This window comes from Kitasatospora sp. NPDC043949 (assembly GCF_056435365.1).
In genome coordinates, this window is sequence record NZ_JBWKEQ010000022.1 from 112,571 (window position 1) to 128,737 (window position 16,167).

14 protein-coding genes are annotated in these 16,167 nt (G+C 73.7%); 9 read left to right on the forward strand and 5 right to left on the reverse strand.

Translation table 11 applies throughout. The features are described 5' to 3' along the window. Positions 1-64: 64 nt before the first annotated feature. Both AC07AL_RS19900 and AC07AL_RS19905 read right to left on the reverse strand, forming a co-directional pair. Positions 65-1,471 (reverse strand): class II fumarate hydratase, encoded by a 1,407-nt coding sequence (locus tag AC07AL_RS19900; protein WP_363579494.1) that lies wholly within the window; start codon positions 1,469-1,471, stop codon positions 65-67. 189 nt (positions 1,472-1,660) lie between these two features. Beyond that, positions 1,661-2,404, reverse strand: a complete 744-nt coding sequence (locus tag AC07AL_RS19905; RefSeq protein ID WP_400984228.1) for a carbon-nitrogen hydrolase family protein — start codon at positions 2,402-2,404, stop codon at positions 1,661-1,663. A 487-nt stretch (positions 2,405-2,891) separates the two neighbouring features. Here AC07AL_RS19905 and AC07AL_RS19910 point away from each other — a divergent pair, with 487 nt between their 5' ends. Further along, positions 2,892-4,703, forward strand: a complete 1,812-nt coding sequence (locus tag AC07AL_RS19910) for a cholesterol oxidase substrate-binding domain-containing protein (protein WP_478317854.1) — start codon at positions 2,892-2,894, stop codon at positions 4,701-4,703. A gap of 21 nt (positions 4,704-4,724) precedes the next feature. Here AC07AL_RS19910 and AC07AL_RS19915 read toward each other — a convergent pair whose 3' ends face one another. Beyond that, the gene (locus tag AC07AL_RS19915; protein ID WP_363367331.1) at positions 4,725-5,306 is read right to left on the reverse strand and encodes a helix-turn-helix domain-containing protein; all 582 of its coding nucleotides are present in this window, start codon (positions 5,304-5,306) and stop codon (positions 4,725-4,727) included. Positions 5,307-5,470: 164 nt separating this feature from the next. On the opposite strand from AC07AL_RS19915, the gene AC07AL_RS19920 reads away from it, so the two are divergent. Both AC07AL_RS19920 and AC07AL_RS19925 read left to right on the forward strand, forming a co-directional pair. Further along, positions 5,471-6,319 (forward strand): AzlC family ABC transporter permease, encoded by an 849-nt coding sequence (locus AC07AL_RS19920; protein ID WP_478317855.1) that lies wholly within the window; start codon positions 5,471-5,473, stop codon positions 6,317-6,319. Beyond that, the gene (locus tag AC07AL_RS19925; protein WP_400805274.1) at positions 6,319-6,627 is read left to right on the forward strand and encodes an AzlD domain-containing protein; all 309 of its coding nucleotides are present in this window, start codon (positions 6,319-6,321) and stop codon (positions 6,625-6,627) included. The genes AC07AL_RS19920 and AC07AL_RS19925 overlap by 1 nt, the downstream gene beginning before the upstream one ends. 11 nt (positions 6,628-6,638) lie before the next feature. On the opposite strand, the gene AC07AL_RS19930 is transcribed toward AC07AL_RS19925, so the two are convergent. After that, positions 6,639-7,178: an N-acetyltransferase family protein gene (locus tag AC07AL_RS19930; RefSeq protein WP_478317856.1), complete on the reverse strand. Its 540-nt coding sequence runs from the start codon at positions 7,176-7,178 to the stop codon at positions 6,639-6,641. A gap of 117 nt (positions 7,179-7,295) precedes the next feature. Here AC07AL_RS19930 and AC07AL_RS19935 point away from each other — a divergent pair, with 117 nt between their 5' ends. From AC07AL_RS19935 to AC07AL_RS19960, 6 genes are all read left to right on the forward strand, one after another. Then, entirely contained in the window at positions 7,296-8,474 is a 1,179-nt protein-coding gene (locus AC07AL_RS19935) for an acyl-CoA dehydrogenase family protein (RefSeq protein WP_363579482.1), read from the forward strand. A gap of 63 nt (positions 8,475-8,537) precedes the next feature. Next, entirely contained in the window at positions 8,538-8,918 is a 381-nt protein-coding gene (locus tag AC07AL_RS19940; RefSeq protein WP_363579480.1) for an ADP-ribosylation/crystallin J1, read from the forward strand. A gap of 101 nt (positions 8,919-9,019) precedes the next feature. After that, positions 9,020-9,793 (forward strand): ATP-grasp domain-containing protein, encoded by a 774-nt coding sequence (locus AC07AL_RS19945; RefSeq protein ID WP_478317859.1) that lies wholly within the window; start codon positions 9,020-9,022, stop codon positions 9,791-9,793. A gap of 128 nt (positions 9,794-9,921) precedes the next feature. Continuing rightward, positions 9,922-10,812 (forward strand): alkaline phosphatase family protein, encoded by an 891-nt coding sequence (locus tag AC07AL_RS19950; RefSeq protein ID WP_363616554.1) that lies wholly within the window; start codon positions 9,922-9,924, stop codon positions 10,810-10,812. A 420-nt stretch (positions 10,813-11,232) separates the two neighbouring features. Continuing rightward, positions 11,233-11,715, forward strand: a complete 483-nt coding sequence (locus AC07AL_RS19955; protein WP_363579474.1) for a hypothetical protein — start codon at positions 11,233-11,235, stop codon at positions 11,713-11,715. A gap of 318 nt (positions 11,716-12,033) precedes the next feature. Next, a complete protein-coding gene (locus AC07AL_RS19960; RefSeq protein WP_363579473.1) occupies positions 12,034-13,326 on the forward strand; it encodes a multidrug effflux MFS transporter in 1,293 nt (430 codons plus the stop codon). Positions 13,327-13,437: 111 nt separating this feature from the next. Here AC07AL_RS19960 and AC07AL_RS19965 read toward each other — a convergent pair whose 3' ends face one another. Continuing rightward, positions 13,438-15,495 carry a glycosyl hydrolase family 18 protein gene (locus tag AC07AL_RS19965; RefSeq protein WP_478317857.1) on the reverse strand — a complete coding sequence of 686 codons (2,058 nt, stop codon included), beginning with the start codon at positions 15,493-15,495 and terminating at the stop codon, positions 13,438-13,440. Between the last annotated feature and the right edge of the window lie 672 nt (positions 15,496-16,167).

Consider the following 16,167-nt stretch of genomic DNA (forward strand, 5'->3'; position numbering starts at 1 on the left):
CGTCCTCCGCGCCCCGGCGCACGTCGTCAGGGAGCCGCGGCCGTCACGGGCGGGTCGGTGGCCGTCACGGGCGGGTCATCCGCAGGACGTCGAGGGCTTCGTCGAGCTGCTCACGGGTGAGCTTGCCCTGTTCCACGTAGCCGTGCTCCAGCACGACCTGTCGGATCGTCTTCCGCTCGGCCAGCGCCCGCTTGGCGACCTTCGCCGCCTCCTCGTACCCGAGGTAGCGGTTCAGCGGGGTGACCACCGAGGGGGAGGACTCCGCGTACTCCCGGGCCCGTTCGACGTTGGCGGTGATGCCGTCCACCGTCCGGTCCGCCAGCAGGCGGGCGCTGTTGGCGAGCAGCCGCACCGACTCCAGCACGTTGCGGGCGAGTACCGGGAGCATCACGTTCAGCTCGAAGTTGCCGCTCGCGCCGGCCAGGGTGACCGTCGCGTCGTTGCCGACCACCTGGGCGGCGACCATCAGCACCACCTCGGGGAGCACCGGGTTCACCTTGCCCGGCATGATCGACGAACCGGGTTGCAGGTCCGGCAGGTTGATCTCGCCGAGGCCGGTGCGCGGGCCCGAGCCCATCCACCGCAGGTCATTCGCGATCTTCGTGAATCCGACGGCCACCGTGCGCAGTTGCCCGCTCAGCTCGACCAGGGAGTCGCGGGCGCCCTGCGCCTCGAAGTGGTCCCGCGCCTCGGTGAGCGGCAGGCCGGTGGTGCGGGCGACCTCCTCGATCACCGCCGCCGGGAAGCCCGGCGGGGTGTTGATCCCGGTGCCCACCGCCGTGCCGCCGAGGGGCAGTTCGGCGACCCTGGGGAGCGTCGCCAGCAGCCGCTCCCGCCCGTGCCGGACCTGGGCGGCGTAGCCGCCGAACTCCTGGCCGAGGGTGACCGGCGTGGCGTCCATCAGGTGCGTCCGGCCCGACTTGACCACCTGCGCGAACTCGGCGGCCTTGCGCTCCAGCGCCTCCGCCAGGTGCTCCAGCGCCGGGATCAGGTCGTGCGTGACGGCGGCGGTGGCGGCGATGTGGATCGAGGACGGGAAGACGTCGTTGGACGACTGGCTGGCGTTCACGTGGTCGTTCGGGTGGACCGGGCGGCCCAGCCGCTCGGCGGCCAGGGTGGCGATCACCTCGTTGGCGTTCATGTTGGACGAGGTGCCCGAACCGGTCTGGAACACGTCCACCGGGAACTCGTCGTCCCACCGCCCTTCGGCGACCTCCTCGGCCGCCGCCGCGATCGCCGCCGCCGTGTCCTCGTCCAGGACGCCGAGGCGGGCGTTCACCCGGGCCGCTGCGGCCTTGATCCCGGCCAGCGCGGCGATGTGCGCGCGCTCCAGCCGCTGGCCGGACACCGGGAAGTTCTCCACCGCCCGCTGCGTCTGCGCCTGCCACTTCGCGGCGGCCGGCACCCGGACCTCGCCCATCGAGTCGTGCTCGACGCGGTACTCCCGCTGGTTCTCCTGCTCGTCACCCATCACGCGCTGCACCTCCTGAACGGGCCGGTGGTCCGGCCCCGAGCGGTCTCCGATCACCACAGCCGCGCGTGGGCCCCGGGTATTTCCGCCCGGCCGCATCCGGTTGTCGCAGCCCGGCCACGCTCGCCGTTCCGGCCCGGTCGCGTCCACGGTGACGGTCGGGCCGCGTCCGCCGGGCCGCCTCCGTCGTTACCGCCGGGGCAGCTCGGCGCGGACGAGTTCGCCCGGCGCGGTGCCGGCCTGGGCGATCAGGGCGCCGCCCGGCGCCCAGAAGCCGGAGCCGCCCGAGGTCTGCGGCTGCTCGCCGCTCGCCCCGGCGGAAGTGGCCAGCACGGCCCACACCCCGTGGGCGGCGGCGCGGTCGCGGAGGTGCCCGTCGCGGCGGGCGGCCTGCGCGGGCCCCGCGCCGTACAGGGTGGAGGCGACATAGGCGTCGATGCCGAGCGCGGCGGTCTCCTCGGCGTGCGTGGGATCGGCGGCGTCGGCGCAGATCGCGAGGCCGAACCGCAGGCCGTCCAGCTCCAGGACGGCGGGCCCGTCGCCGGGGGTGAACCGGTCGTCCTCGGCGCCGTGCAGCCGCGTCTTCCGGCACACGACGACGGCGCCTTCGCCGGTGACGGCCAGGGTGGCGATGGACTCGCCCCCGCCGGGCTCGGTGACCGGCGCGCCGACCAGGGCGGTCGTGCCGGTCGCGGCGCAGGCGGCGACCAGCGGGGCGAGGCGCGGATCGGCCGGGCCGAGCGCGGGCGCGGCCAGGTCGTACCCGGTCAGGGACAGCTCGGGGAACACCACCAGGCGCGCGGCGGCCTCCCGTACCGCCTGCGCGTGCCGTTCGACGTTCACGGCCACGGTGTCCGGGCGGCCGGCGTCGGCGCAGGCGGGCTGGGCGACGGCCACGGTGACGGTGGCGGCGGCGATCAGGGGTGCGGGCATGGCGGTGCCTCCGGGCGCGAGGTGGAAAAGATCAACGTATGCGCAGGTCCGGGCGGTGGACAAGGGTTTCGCGTGGCAGCCGGGAGGGAGGCGGCCGGGGCGGACGCACGTACCGCTCTGCGCTGTGCCGGGAGCGGGCGCCGGCCCGGGGCATGATCACCCGAATGGATGAATAGCTGCGTGGAGTGCTTCAAACTGCCGTACGCCACTTCGTACGCTCCTGCCTGGGCCGGATTCACACCGGCCCCACCCTGATCGCCGCTGCTCGGCATCATCGCCGTGCGGCATCACCGCCGCTCGGCGCGGGTGACCGGCTAGTGGGGGCGGACTCATGACGACGACAGGGCGGGGCATGGCCGGGGGCACGGAAGACCGCAGGGGGACCGACCCGGGGGTGGAGTCGAGGACGGCCCCGGGCGCGGCTCCGCAGACGGGCCACGGGAAGCGCCGTGGAAACGCCAGGGGCGGCGGGCTCACCAGGCGGCAGATGCTCGGCGCCTCGGCCGCCCTGGGCGGCGCGGCCTGGCTGCTGCGCGGCACCATCGGCCCGGACAGCGCCGAGGCGGCCACCCCGGTGCCGCCCGGCCTGCCCGCCGGCACCGAGCTGTACCAGCGGGTCTTCCAGAACTGGTCCGGCGAGATCCGCACCGACCAGCTGTGGACCTGCGCGCCCCGCACACCGGAGGAGGTACCGGCGCTCGCCGACTGGGCGCACGCCAACGGCTGGCGCCTGCGCGCCACCGGCTACCGGCACACCTGGGCGCCGCTCACCGTCGCCAACGGGACCCCGGACAGCGCCCGCGTCCTGCTCGTGGACACCAGCCGCCACCTCACCGCGATGACCGCCGACTCGCCGACCACCGTCCGGGTCCAGACCGGCGCCACCATGGAGGACCTGCTCGCCCACCTGGCCGACCGGGGCCTCGGTCTGACCGCGTGCCCGGCACCCGGCGAACTGACCGTCGGCGGGGTGCTCGCCATCGGTGGCCACGGCACCGCCGTACCCGCCGCCCACGAACTCCGGCCGGAGGGGCACGGCTTCGGCTCGGTCAGCAACCAGGTCGTCCGGCTCACCGCCGTCGTCCTCGACCCGGCCACCGGCCGCTACACGCTGCGCACCTTCGAGCGCGCCGAGGCCGACAGCGCCGCCTTCCTCGTGCACCTGGGCCGCGCCTTCCTCACCGAAGTCGTGCTGCGGGCCGGCGCGGACCGGCCGCTGCGCTGCGTCAGCCGTCTCGACATCCCGGCCGCCGAACTGTTCGCCCGCCCCGGCACCGGAGGCGGCGGCGGTGGGCTCCTGGGTGGCCTGCTCGGCGGTGGCGGCCCGCGCACCCTCGCCGACTTCGTCGAGCGCGACGGTCGGGTCGAGGCGATCTGGTTCGCCTACACCGAGTACCCCTGGCTGAAGACCTGGAGCGTCGCCCCGGCCAAACCGCTGGGCTCCCTGCCCGTCGACCAGCCCTACAACTACCCCTTCTCGGACAGCATTCCGGAACCGGTCGCCCGGCTCGCCGGCCAGATCGTCGCCGGCGCCTGGGGATCGGCCCCGCTGTTCGGCCAACTCCAGTACCTGATCGCCAAGGTGGCGCTCACCGGCGACCTCACGGACGTCCTCCTCTCCGGCGGGCTGCTCCGCGACCTGCTCAGCGGCGACCTGATCACCCACCTGCTCGCCGGCGGCCTGCGCTCCGACCTCTGGGGCCCGTCGCGCAGCCTGCTGCAGTACGTCCGGCCCACCACCCTGCGGGTCACCGCCAACGGCTACGCGGTCCTCGCCAAGCGTGCCGACATCCAGTGGGTGGTCAGCGAATTCGCCGCCTACTACCGGAAGTTGCTCGCCGACTACCGGGCCCGAGGGGAGTTCCCGGTGAACGGCGCGGTGGAGATCCGGGTCACCGGCGTGGACGACCCGACCTCCTCCGGCGTCCCCGGCGCGCGGCCGCCGCTGCTGTCCGCGCTGCGTCCTCGGGCGGACCGTCCGGAGTGGGACACCGCGGTCTGGCTCGACGTCCTGGCCTTCCCCGGTACCCCGGGGCTGGAACGCTTCGCCCGCGACCTGGAGCAGTGGCTGCTGCACACCTTCGACGGCACCCGGGCGGGCCTGCGGGTCGAGTGGTCCAAGGGTTGGGCGTACACCGCCGAAGCGGCCTGGTCCGACCCGGACCTGATCGGTCGGGTCATCCCCGCGAGCCTGCGCGACGGCGGCGGGCCGGGCTGGGATGAGGCGGTCGCCGTCCTGGACCGGCACGACCCGCACCGGGTGTTCGGAAACCCCTTCCTGGACGGGCTGTTGAAGTAGTGGAGCACATCTGACGAGCCGTCAGATGTGTTCCATGACGATCACCGCGAGGGTGTCCGGCGCCAGCGCGCGGAAGACGTGCGGGGCGTCGCCCGGGTAGCTCACGTAGTCGCCCGGGCCCAGCTCGACCGGGGCCTCCGTCGGCCCGGCCAGCGCCCGGCCCGAGCCGACCAGCACGTGCTCGACGGTGCCGGGCATGTGCGGGTCGGAGGCCCGGGTCTCGCCCGGCTGCGCCTCGATCCGGTAGATGTCGCGCCGGGCGTTCGGCGGGCAGGAGGACAACACGGTCGCCGCGTAGTCGGCGCGCTCGGAGTGGGTCACCGGGCCCTCGCCGGCCCGGATCACCTTGACCGCCGGGCGCGGGGGGTCGACCAGGCGGCTGAATGGCACGTTCAGTGCGACGGCGAGGGCCCAGAGCGTCTCCACGCTCGGGTTGCCCGCGCCCGACTCCAGCTGGGAGAGCGTCGACTTGGCGATGCCCGCGCGCCGGGCCAGCTCCGCCATCGACAGCCCGCCGCGTTCGCGCTCGCGCCGGATGGAGACGGAGATCAGGCCGATCAGGTCCGCGCCGGAACCCGCGCTCGGGGTGGTCCGGTCACTCATGCTTGCCACTCACGCTCTCCTGGCTCCTTCTCCGGCTCCCGTGCGGCTGGTGCCGTTCATGCTGCCACTCGTGAGGGCGGCTGTCCGCATCCGCCTGCCGTTCGCCCTGTCGGTCCAATCGTTCGCCTTGACGAACGGCGGGCGTTGGGTTCAGGCTGTTGGACATGCGTTCGCCACTCCGAACACTGGAGCGTGCCACCCTTCGGGACATCGCTCTCGTCTGCCTCGCCGACGCGCTCGTCGGCGCCTCCTTCGGTGCGATCAGCGCCTCCGGCGGCCTGCCCCTGTGGGTGCCGGTCGCGCTCTCCGTCCTCGTCTTCGCGGGCGGCTCCCAGTTCGCGGCGGTCGGCGTGGTGCTGTCCGGCGGCGGTGCGCTCGCCGCCGTCGCCACCGGACTGGTGCTCAACGCCCGGCTGCTGCCCTTCGGCTTCGCCGTGGCCGACGTGCTCGACGGCCCGTGGTGGCGGCGGGTGTTCGGCGCGCAGCTGATCACCGACGAGACCGCCGCGTTCGTCCTGCGGCAGGACGACGGGCGACGGCGACGGGCCGCTTTCTGGCTCTGCGGACTGGCGTTGTTCGTGGTGTGGAACGTCTCGGTGGTCCTCGGGGCCCTGGCCGGCGGGCTGATCGGGGACACGGACGCGCTGGGCCTCGACGCGGCCTTCCCCGCCGTGCTGCTCGCGCTCGTGCTGCCCTCGCTCGCGGACCGCCGCGTCCGTACCGCCGCCGTGGCAGGCGCCGTCGTCGCGGTCGCGGCCACGCCGTTCGTCCCGGCGGGGCTGCCCGTCCTGCTCGCCCTCGTCGGGCTGTTGTTCGCCGGGCGGCCCGGAACGCGCGAGGGTCGCGAGGGCCGTGACGGTCGTGAGGTGCGGGAGGGTCGTGAGGTGCGGGAGCCGCAGAACTCGCAGAACTCGCAGAACTCGCAGAACTCGCGGGAGTCGCGGGAGTCGCGGAAGGGGGCGTCGGTCGAGGAGCCGGGCGTCCCGGTGATCGAGCGGGAGGAAGCCCGATGATGCCGTTGTACGCCGTGCTGCTGCTGGCCGTCGGGACGTACGCCTTCCGCCTCGCCGGGCCGCTCCTCGGCCACCGGCTCGCCCTCTCGGAGCGCGTGCGGCACCTGCTCGCCGTCGCCGCGGCCGTACTGCTGGTCGCCCTGGTCGCCACCGGCGCCCTCACTCAGGGCCAGGGCTTCGCCGGTTGGGCCCGCCCGGCGGGCGTCCTGGTCGCCGGTGTGCTCGCGCTGCGGCGGGCGCCGTTTCCGGCGGTGGTGGTCGCGGGCGCGGCGGCGACGGCGCTGCTGCGGCTGTGCGGGGTGGGGTGAAGGGCGGTCCGTCAGCCGCCCAGCGCCTTGAAGAAGATCGTCGTCGGGTGCGCGCGCCCCGAGGGGTCGGTCGCGTAGTCCGGCACCGAACCGACCCGCGTCCACCCGGCCGCCTCGTACAGCCGCTCGGCCGGGCTGTCCGTCTCGGTGTCCAGCACCAGCAGCCGAAGCCCCAGCTCGGCCGCCCGCTCCTCCAGCACCGCCAGCAGCCGCCCGGCCAGCCGCTGCCCCCGGTCCGCCGGGTGCACCATCAGCTTGGCGACCTCGCCCCGGTGCCGCCCGTTCGCGGGCACCGCCGGGCGCAGCTGGATCGTCCCGGCGAGCCGCCCGTCGGCCTCCGCCCGGACCGTCCACAGCAGCAGCCGCTCCGCCGCGACCTCCGGGGCGATCGCCCGCCACCACGCGACGGCCTCGGCCCGCCCCAGCGGTGCGAGGAAGCCGAGCGACCCGCCATCGTGGACGGTGTCGACCAGCAGCCCGGCCAGTTCCTCCGCCGCGCCGTCCAACTCCTCCGCCGTCACCTGACCGACCGCGTACGCCTCGCCCGCCATGTCGTCTTCCTCACTCGCTCGCGCCCGCCCACCGTCCGGGCGGTTGCGCCATACTCGCCGGTACCGCGCCGAGACCGGGATCCCGTCGATATCCCGCCGACACTACAAGGAGCTTCGATGACGAAGCCGACCCGGATCGACCCGTCCGACCTGCTCGCCGTCGGCGACCTGCTCTCCGACGAGGAGCGGCTGATCCGTGACACCGTCCGGAGGTTCACCGAGGAGCGGATCCGCCCGCACATCGGCGACTGGTTCGAGCGCGGCGTCTTCCCGGCCCGCGAACTCGCCCCCGAACTCGGCGCCCTCGGCGTGCTCGGCATGCACCTCGACGGCTACGGCTGCGCGGGCGCCGGCGCGGTGGCGTACGGGGTCGCCTGCATGGAGCTGGAGGCGGCCGACTCCGGGCTGCGCAGCTTCGTCTCGGTGCAGGGCTCGCTCGCGATGCGCTCGATCCACGCCTTCGGTTCCGAGGAGCAGAAGCAGCGTTGGCTGCCCGGCATGGCCGCGGGTGAGCTGATCGGCTGCTTCGCCCTCACCGAGCCGGACTTCGGCTCCGACCCGGCGAACATGCGGACCCGCGCGGTGCGCAAGGGCGGCGACTGGGTGCTCTCCGGCAGCAAGATGTGGATCACCAACGGCAGCATCGCCGACGTCGCCGTCGTCTGGGCGCAGACCGAGGAGGGCGTGCGTGGCTTCCTGGTCGAGCGCGGAGCGCGCGGCCTGACCGCCACCGACGTGCACGGCAAGCTCTCCCTGCGCGCCTCCGTCACGAGCGAACTCGCCTTCGACGAGGTGGTCCTGCCCGCCGACGCCGTCCTGCCGGGCGTCACAGGCCTGCGCGGACCGCTCTCCTCCCTCAACGAGGCCCGCTACGGCATCCTCTGGGGCACCGTCGGCGCCGCCCGCGACTGTTACACCGCCGCCCTCGACTACGCGAAGAGCCGGATCCAGTTCGGCCGCCCGATCGCCGGATTCCAGCTCACCCAGCACAAGCTCGTCGAGATGATGCTGGAGGTGGAGAAGGCCTACCTGGTCGCCCTGCGGATCGGCCGGCTCAAGGAGGAGGGCGCGGCCCGCCCGCCGCACGTCAGCTTCGGCAAGCTCAACAACGTCCGCACGGCGCTGGAGATCGCCCGCAGCGCCCGGACCGTCCTCGGGGCCAACGGCATCACCACCGAGTACCCGGTGCTGCGGCACGCCAACAACCTGGAGTCGGTGCTCACCTACGAGGGCACCAGCGAGATCCACACCCTGATCCTGGGCGAGGCCATCACCGGCGAGTCCGCCTACCACTGACGGGCCGTCCACCTCGGGAATTCCGGTGGCCGGGGCCGTCGCGGCCCGGCTACCGTGCCCACCGTGAACAGCAAGCCCACCACGCCCGGCACCGCCCCGACCACCACCCTCTGGCGCCCCACCGGCCCCGAGGAACTGGCCCTGGTCGAGGCGTCCGGCCGGCGCGCCTGGCCGCCCCGGCTGCCCGAGCAGCCGATCTTCTACCCCGTCCTCAACGAGGACTACGCGATCCGCATCGCCCGCGACTGGAACGTCCCCGCCTCCGGCGTCGGCTACGTCACCCGCTTCGAGGTCGACACCGCCTTCCTCGCCCGCTATCCGGTGCAGCGGGCGGGCGGCCGTACGATCCTCGAACTCTGGGTCCCGGCCGAGGAGTTGCCGGAGTTCAACCGGAACATCGTCGGCCGCATCGAGGTCGTCCACGAGTTCCGCCCCCAGCCGTGACGCGCCCCGCCGCGCCGGGCCCGGGTGAGGTGCGCCCGGGCGGGGCGCCCGCAACCGTGCCCCACTCGGCAGCGACGGCGCGCGAGGTGCGCTCGGACCACGTGCTGCTCAGCTCCGCCCAGCGGACCAGCACCACCGCGCTGCTCACCCAGGCCGCCGCCCGGCGCGGCCTCGACACCGCCGTCCTGAACGGCCCGGCCACGGTCGAGCGCCTCGCGGGGCGGCCCGTCCACTGGTACGGCGGCCCGCTCTCTGCGGCCCGGATCGCCGGACCGCTCGGCCTCGCCCTGCTCGAACCCGACGACGACTGGCTCACCCGCCTGCCCGAGGAGTTCACCCGGCGCCGGATCGAGCTCACCACCCTCGCCGAGGCGTGGACGCTGCGCCGCCCGGCGTTCGTCAAGCCACCCGCCGACAAGTCGCTCCCGCCCGCGGTCTACCCGGACGGCACCCGCCTGCCGCGCACCGGCGACCGGATCGGCCCCGACACGCCCGTCCTGGTCAGCGAGCCGGTGACCTTCGCCGCCGAGTACCGGCTGTTCGTCCGCGACGGCGAGGTGCTCACCGGTAGCCGCTACGCCCGCTTCGGCCGGCTCGACCCGGCGCCGCTGACCGCCGAGGCCGGCGCCTTCGCCCGGCTCCTGCTCGCGGCAGTCGGCGACACCCTGCCCAGCGCCGTCGCCCTGGACGTCGGCCCGATCGCGGACCCCTACGACCCGGTCGAGCACTGGGCCGTCGTCGAGGCGAACCTGCCGTGGTTCGCGCACTGCTACGCCGCCGACCCGGACCGCGTCCTGGACGTCGTGCTGCGCGCCGCCGGACCGGTCTCCCAACTCGGCCGGGCCGACCGCCGGTTCGTCCGTACGGCCGCCTGACACCCGGCGGACACCCCGCGTTCGGCGGGTGGATGCCGGACGGTACGGCGCGCGGTGGAGCATGGCGCGGTCGGCGGCGCCCTCGGCGGGCGCGGCCGGGTGTGCACGACCGAAAGGAACCCCCCGCCATGTCCGCTGCCCAGTGGCCCCGCCCCCGGGTGCTCGTCGTCGGGATCGACGGCGTCCGCCACGACTACCTGGAGCACGTGCCGATGCCGCGCCTCCAGGAGCTCGCCGAGGCCGGGTTCCTGGTGCCGGTGACCGTGGCGGACACCACGCCCACCATGTCCGGGCCGTGCTGGGCCACCATCGTCACCGGCGTCGAGCCCGCCAAGCACGGTGTCTGGGGCAACCACCTCGGCGGCAACCGGCTCGACGTGTTCCCCGACTTCGCCACCCGGCTCGCCCGCGGCGACCGCCGCCGCACCTTCGTCGCGGCGGGCTGGGACCCGCTGATGATCAACGAGTCCGGCGGCCCGCTGTTCCGCGCCCCCGGCCGGCTCTCGTACATCGCCCCGGCCGAGGACACCCCCGAAGCCTGGGAGGCCGTCGACGAGGAGGTCACCCGCGAGGCCGTCCACGTCCTGGGCACCGCCGACCCGGAGGCCTCCTTCGTCTACCTCGGCGCCGTCGACGAGACCGCCCACTTCCTCGGCTGCGGCGACGAGTACCGGGCGGCCATGCGCACCGCCGACGAACGCCTCGGCCGACTGCTCGACGCCGTCCGCGGCCGCGCCGACCACGCCGACGAGCAGTGGACCGTCATCGTCGTCACCGACCACGGCCACGTCGACGCCGGCGGCCACGGCGGCCGCACCGTCGAGGAGCGCACGGCCTGGGTCGCCTGCGCCGGGCACGGCATCCCGGCCGGCCCGCCCACCGGGGAGATCCGCCACCCGGACGTCGCCGCCCAGGTGTACGCCTCGCTGCTGCGCCCCATCGACCCGCACTGGACCCTCGACGGCCGACCCTTCCCGGTCGCCCGGCCGGTGCCGGAGACGGTGTCGGCGCCGATCTGACCGGTGCTCTGACCGGTGCTCTGATCGGCGGTCCGGCCTGTGCTCTGACCAACGATCCGACCAGCGATCCGACCCGGGGCCGGCACCGTCGCCGGCCCCGGGCCCGACGACGCCTCAGGGGCGCGCTGATGCATCCGGGTGCAGCAGGCCGGGCTGCGCCGGAGGCCGGCTTGAGTGACGCTCGATCGAGGCCCGGGCGGCACTTGAAGACGGTGTGCCAGCCTGGGCGCCCCACCGCGTAACCCCGAGACCGGGCCGCTGGACATACCTCTGAAGGTGGAGACGGTACCCCGTGGGATGGAGACAAGATCGCGACCTCGTGGTGACGCTCCGGAGGGACGGCAAGGGCCACGATGGATACACCCGGGCGGCAGACCTCGCCGACCGGACCGGAACCGGAGACGGAGAGGACAGGCGGGCATGAAGGGCATCGTGAGCAAGGTCGCACTGGGAGTCGCGGGCACCGGCATGGCCGTCGCCGTGGCGGCCGTGGCAATCGGCCCGAGGGTGTCCGAGTGGTACGACGGACGCCACCAGGAGCAGGCCACCTACGACACCGGCAGCCAGGCCAAGGCCGAGCGCCGTTCGATGCCGACCTGGCTGCCCGACAACGCCTCTTCGGTGAAGTACCTGATGTCCACCACCGGCGACGACCGCCTGCTGCGCGCCACCCTCCCGGAAGGCCGGCTGCCCGTCGGCTGCAGCACCGGCCTGCCCGGCAAGTCCGCGCACTCGGTGCCGCTGTCGCTCAAGGCCGGCTGGTTCCCCGAGGGCGTCGCGGCCAAGGCCAGTGGCACCTGCGGGCACTACAACGTGACGCTCACCGGCAACCAGCTCTACGCGTGGCAGGACGGCGCGGCGGTGCAGGCGGCCCTGCGCGCGGAGCGGCCCACCAAGCACTGAGCCGGGTTCCGTGCGCTGAGCCGGGCACCCTGCACTGAGCCGGGCACCAAGCGCTGCGCCGGGTTCCGTGTACCGCGCCGGGTGCCCGCACCGAGCAAGCCGTGAGGCTCCGAGTACGCCGTCAGGCTCCGACCGGCCCGCCGGGCACCGACAGGTGCGGGCGGGCCGTCGTCGTGCGCGGGTGCCGCCGGTGTGGCCGACGGTGGACCAGCGGGAGGACCCCCGCTGTCGGAAACGGCCGGGGCTGCGATAGGACGGAGCGTGGACAAACCCGTCCCGCCCCCGTCCCGTCCCGTTCCCCGTTCCGTGAGGAGCCCCATGCCCGGCCCGACCGTCGGCCCTGCCGGCGACACGTCGACCGCTCCCTCCGCCGCCCCCACCACCGGCCAGTCCCGCCCCGGCCGGGCCACCATCGCCGTCCTGGGCGGTCTCGTGGCGCTCGGCCCGCTCACCACCGACCTCTACCTGCCCGGGCTGCCCGAGATCGCCGACGACCTGGTCGCCGAACCGGCCGCCGTCCAGCTCACCCTCACCTTCTCCATGTTCGGGGTCGCGGCCGGGCAGTTGCTCTTCGGACCGCTCAGCGACCGCTACGGCCGCCGCCCGCCGCTGCTCGCGGGGCTCGTCCTCTACACCCTGGCCAGCGTCGTGTGCGTGATCGCGCCGAGCCTGACGGTGCTGATCATCGCCCGCTTCATCCAGGGCGCGGCCGGATCCGCCGGGCTGGTCATCGGCCGGGCCGTCGCCCGGGACCGCTTCCAGGGCGTCGCGATGCTGCGGTTCCTGGCCTCCATCGCGCTGATATCCGGGCTGGCGCCGATCCTCGCCCCGATCCTCGGCGCGCAACTGATGCGGTTCACCTCGTGGCGCGGCACCTTCGGCGCGCTGACCGCGCTCGGGCTGCTCCTGACCCTGGCCGCCTTCGGGGCGCTGCGCGAGACCCTGCCGACGCAGAACCGGGGCACCGGCGGGGTGGGCGCGGCGCTGCGCACGATGGGGCGGTTGCTGCGCAACCTGCCGTTCCTCGGGCTGGCGCTGACCAGCGCCTTCGCCTTCGGTGCGCTGTTCGGCTACATCAGCGGGTCGTCCACGGTGCTTCAGCACGTGTACCAGGTCTCGCCGCAGACCTACAGCCTGCTGTTCGGGGCGAACTCGCTGGCCATCGTCGTCATGACGCAGTTGAACGGACGGGTGCTCGCGCGCCGCTTCGCCCCGCGGGGGCTGATGCTGGCCGGGCTGGCGACGGCGGTGGTCGCCGGGGTGGCGCTGGTGCTGCTGACGGCGGTCTGGGACTTCGGGCTGGTCGGGTTCTGCCCGCCGTTGTTCGTGATGATGGGCAGCATGGGTGTGGTCCTGCCGAACACGGCCGCGCAGGCGCTCAGCCTGGTCGAGCCGCGGGCGGCCGGGACGGCGTCGGCACTGCTCGGCACCGGCAACTTCCTGTGCGGGGCGGTGGTCGCACCGCTGAGCAGCCTCGGCGGCCGGCCGTCGTCGGTGCTGCTGGCGGTGGTCGTCCTGGCGAGCGGGGTGCTGGCGATGGTGGCGTACGTGACGCTGTGTCGGCCCGGGCGGATGAGAACGGCGGAGGTCGAGGTGGTGGCCGGGAGCTGACGGCCACCGACCGGCGACGAACAACAAACAGAAAACAGATAACAGCTGACAGATGATGAAATCTGTCAGCTGTTATCTGTCAGCCGTCAGTCGTCAGCCGTCGGGCGCAGCTCAGGCGATCGAGAAGTCGTCGCCGAAGACGTTGCCCTGGCCGTACCAGCCGTGCAGGTACACGGTGACGGTGCCGGAGGCGCCGGTGGTGAAGGGGACGGTCAGCTTGGTCCAGCCGGAGGCGTTGGTCCAGGAGCTGGCGGTGGCGTCACCGCTGACGCCGAGGTACGCGTAGTTGCCCTGCACCCAACCACTCAGCGTGTAGCTGGTGTTGGCCTTCAGCGTGACGGTCTGCGAGCACTCGCCGGTCTGGCCGGCGGTCGCCGCCGCCTGGAGCGCGTAGGAGCCGGAGTGGACCGGGGTGGAGACCACGGCGCCGCCGCTCTGGCAGGTCCACGGGGCGAGGCTGCCGGTCTCCAGACCGCCGTTGACCAGACCGGTCGGCGGCGGGGTCGTCCCGGTGACGGTCAGCGCGTACGTGGCGGTGTGGGTGCCGGACGGCCCGGTGGCGGTCACGGTGAGCGGGTAGCTGCCCGCCGTGGTGGCCGAGGTGGTGGCGATGTTGAGGGTGGCGCCGGTGCCGGCGGTGACGCTGCCGGGGGTGACGGTGGCGGTGACGCCGGCCGGGGCGCCGCTGACCGACAGGTTGAGGTTCTGCGCCGAGCCCGCCGTCACTGCCGTGGCGATGGCCGCGGACGTGGACGAACCAGCGGCCAGGGTGCCGGAGTTCGGGTTCACCGCGACCGAGAAGTCGTTGCCGGGCTGGGTGCCCGTGACGTTCAGGGTGAAGACGCCGGTGTGACTGCCGGAGGCCGCGCTGCCGGTGACCGTCAGCTGGTAACTCCCGGGCGCCACCGCCGAGGTGGTGGTGACGTTGAGGGTGGCGCCGGTGCCGGCGGTGACGCTGCCGGGGGTGACGGTGGCGGTGACGCCGGCCGGGGCGCCGCTGACCGACAGGTTGAGGCTCTGCGCCGAGCCCGCCGTCACTGCCGTGGCGATGGCCGCCGATGTGGACGAACCAGCGGTGACCGTAGCGGAGTTGGGGTTGACGGCCACGGAGAAGTCGTTGGTCACCGTCGAGCCGCTGGTGAACGGCGCGAAGATGTGGGTGAAGTCCCAGGTGTTCTGGCTGATGCCGGAGCAGGAGTCGTCCCCCGCCTTGCCCGGGCAGCCGCCGTTGTCGCGCTGGAGCGCCCAGAAGGACAGTGTGTTGATGCCCTTCGACACCGCCCAGTTGTAGACGGTGGTGGCGTTGGCCACGGTGAAGGTCTCGGCCGCGCCGTAGTCGTCGATGCCGGGCATCTCGGTGATCCCGATCGAACCCCACAGCTGGGCGGGGGTCTTGGACGGGTAGAGCTTGGCGAGCTGGTTGTAGAGGCCCTGCGCGGAGGTCTGGGTGTCGGCCGCCATGTCGTGGGTGGCGCCGTCGTAGTAGTCGAAGGTCATCATGTTGACGACGTCGATCCGGGCGTTGTTGCTGACCGCGTTCTTCAGCACGGCGAGACCGCTGGAGGCGAGCCCGGTGGTGGTGGTCGGCAGCGTGTAGGAGAACTGGACGTTCCGCCCGTTGGTGGCGGCCCAGTCCTGCACGATCTTGATCGCCTTGTTGCGGCGGTCGATTCCGGCCGTGTTGGTCAGCGAGTTGTCCTCGATGTCGAGGTCGATCCGGCTGACGTCGTAGGTGGTGACGAGGTTCTCGAAGGCTGCTGCGATCTGGTTGACGTCGGTGCAGCTGTCGGCCAGTTCGGTGCCGGTGTTGTCGGCGGTGTAGCCGCCGAAGGAGGGGATCACGTCCCCGCCGTTGGCCCGGATGGTGGCGATGTCGGCGCCGAAGGTCGAGGAGGAGACCGGCTTGGAGGTGTCGCCGTTCCAGTACGGGGTGCAGGAGCCCTTGGTGGCGGCCTGGAGGAACGCCATCGTCAGGTGCTTGGCCCCGGACTGGGCGGCCAGGGCGGCGGGGCTCTGCCCGGTCCAGGACTCGAAGTAGGGGGCGAAGACCCGGCTGGGGAGCGGGGTCGCGGCCTGGGCGGAGCCCGTCCCGGCGGCGACCAGGCCGGCCGAGGCGGCCAGCGTGGCACAGGCTGTCAGGGCCGCCTGGATGGTTCTGCGTAGACGCATGGATTCTCCAACATACGTGGTGGGGCGGGACGTTGGGGATGCGCGCATGATCGGGGCGCGACGGCCGTGTGGGGTCGGCTGCGCGGGCCCGGACGTGCGGACGTGTGGGTGTGCGGACGTGCGGGTGTGCGGACGTGCGGGACTGCTGGGTGTCCGGATGTGCGGGCGCGCGGAAGCCCACCGACTCGCGCGGAGGCGGGTGGCGGGTACGCGTGTGCGCACGCCGTACGGAGCGGGGGTGGTGCGGGACAGGCAGGGCAGGGCAGTGCCTCAGCCGCCGGTGGTCACACCCCCACAGTGCATCCCGGTCGGATCGACATGCTTATGGTTGGACTAGACCACTGGTCTGTCAAGAGACCTAACAGTTCGTCAACATACCGCCCTCGTGGCCGAAGGGCCGTCCGATCGGCCGGGTGTGCGCGGTGCGGCCGGGGCTGTGGAGGTGGGCGGTGCGGCGGAGGTGGCCGGTGGGGCGGGGTGGCCGCGCTGCCGAAGGGCGGATGCGCCGAAGGATGGATCCGGCGAAGAGCGAAGGTGCCGAAGAGCGAAGGTGCCGTGGGGGGGGGGGGGGGCGGGGGGGGGGGGGGGGGGGGGGGCGGGGGGTCGGGCCACGGGAGGGGGGGGGGGGGAGCTGGTGTGACGGACGAGGAGGGGGAGAGGGGGGGCGCAGGG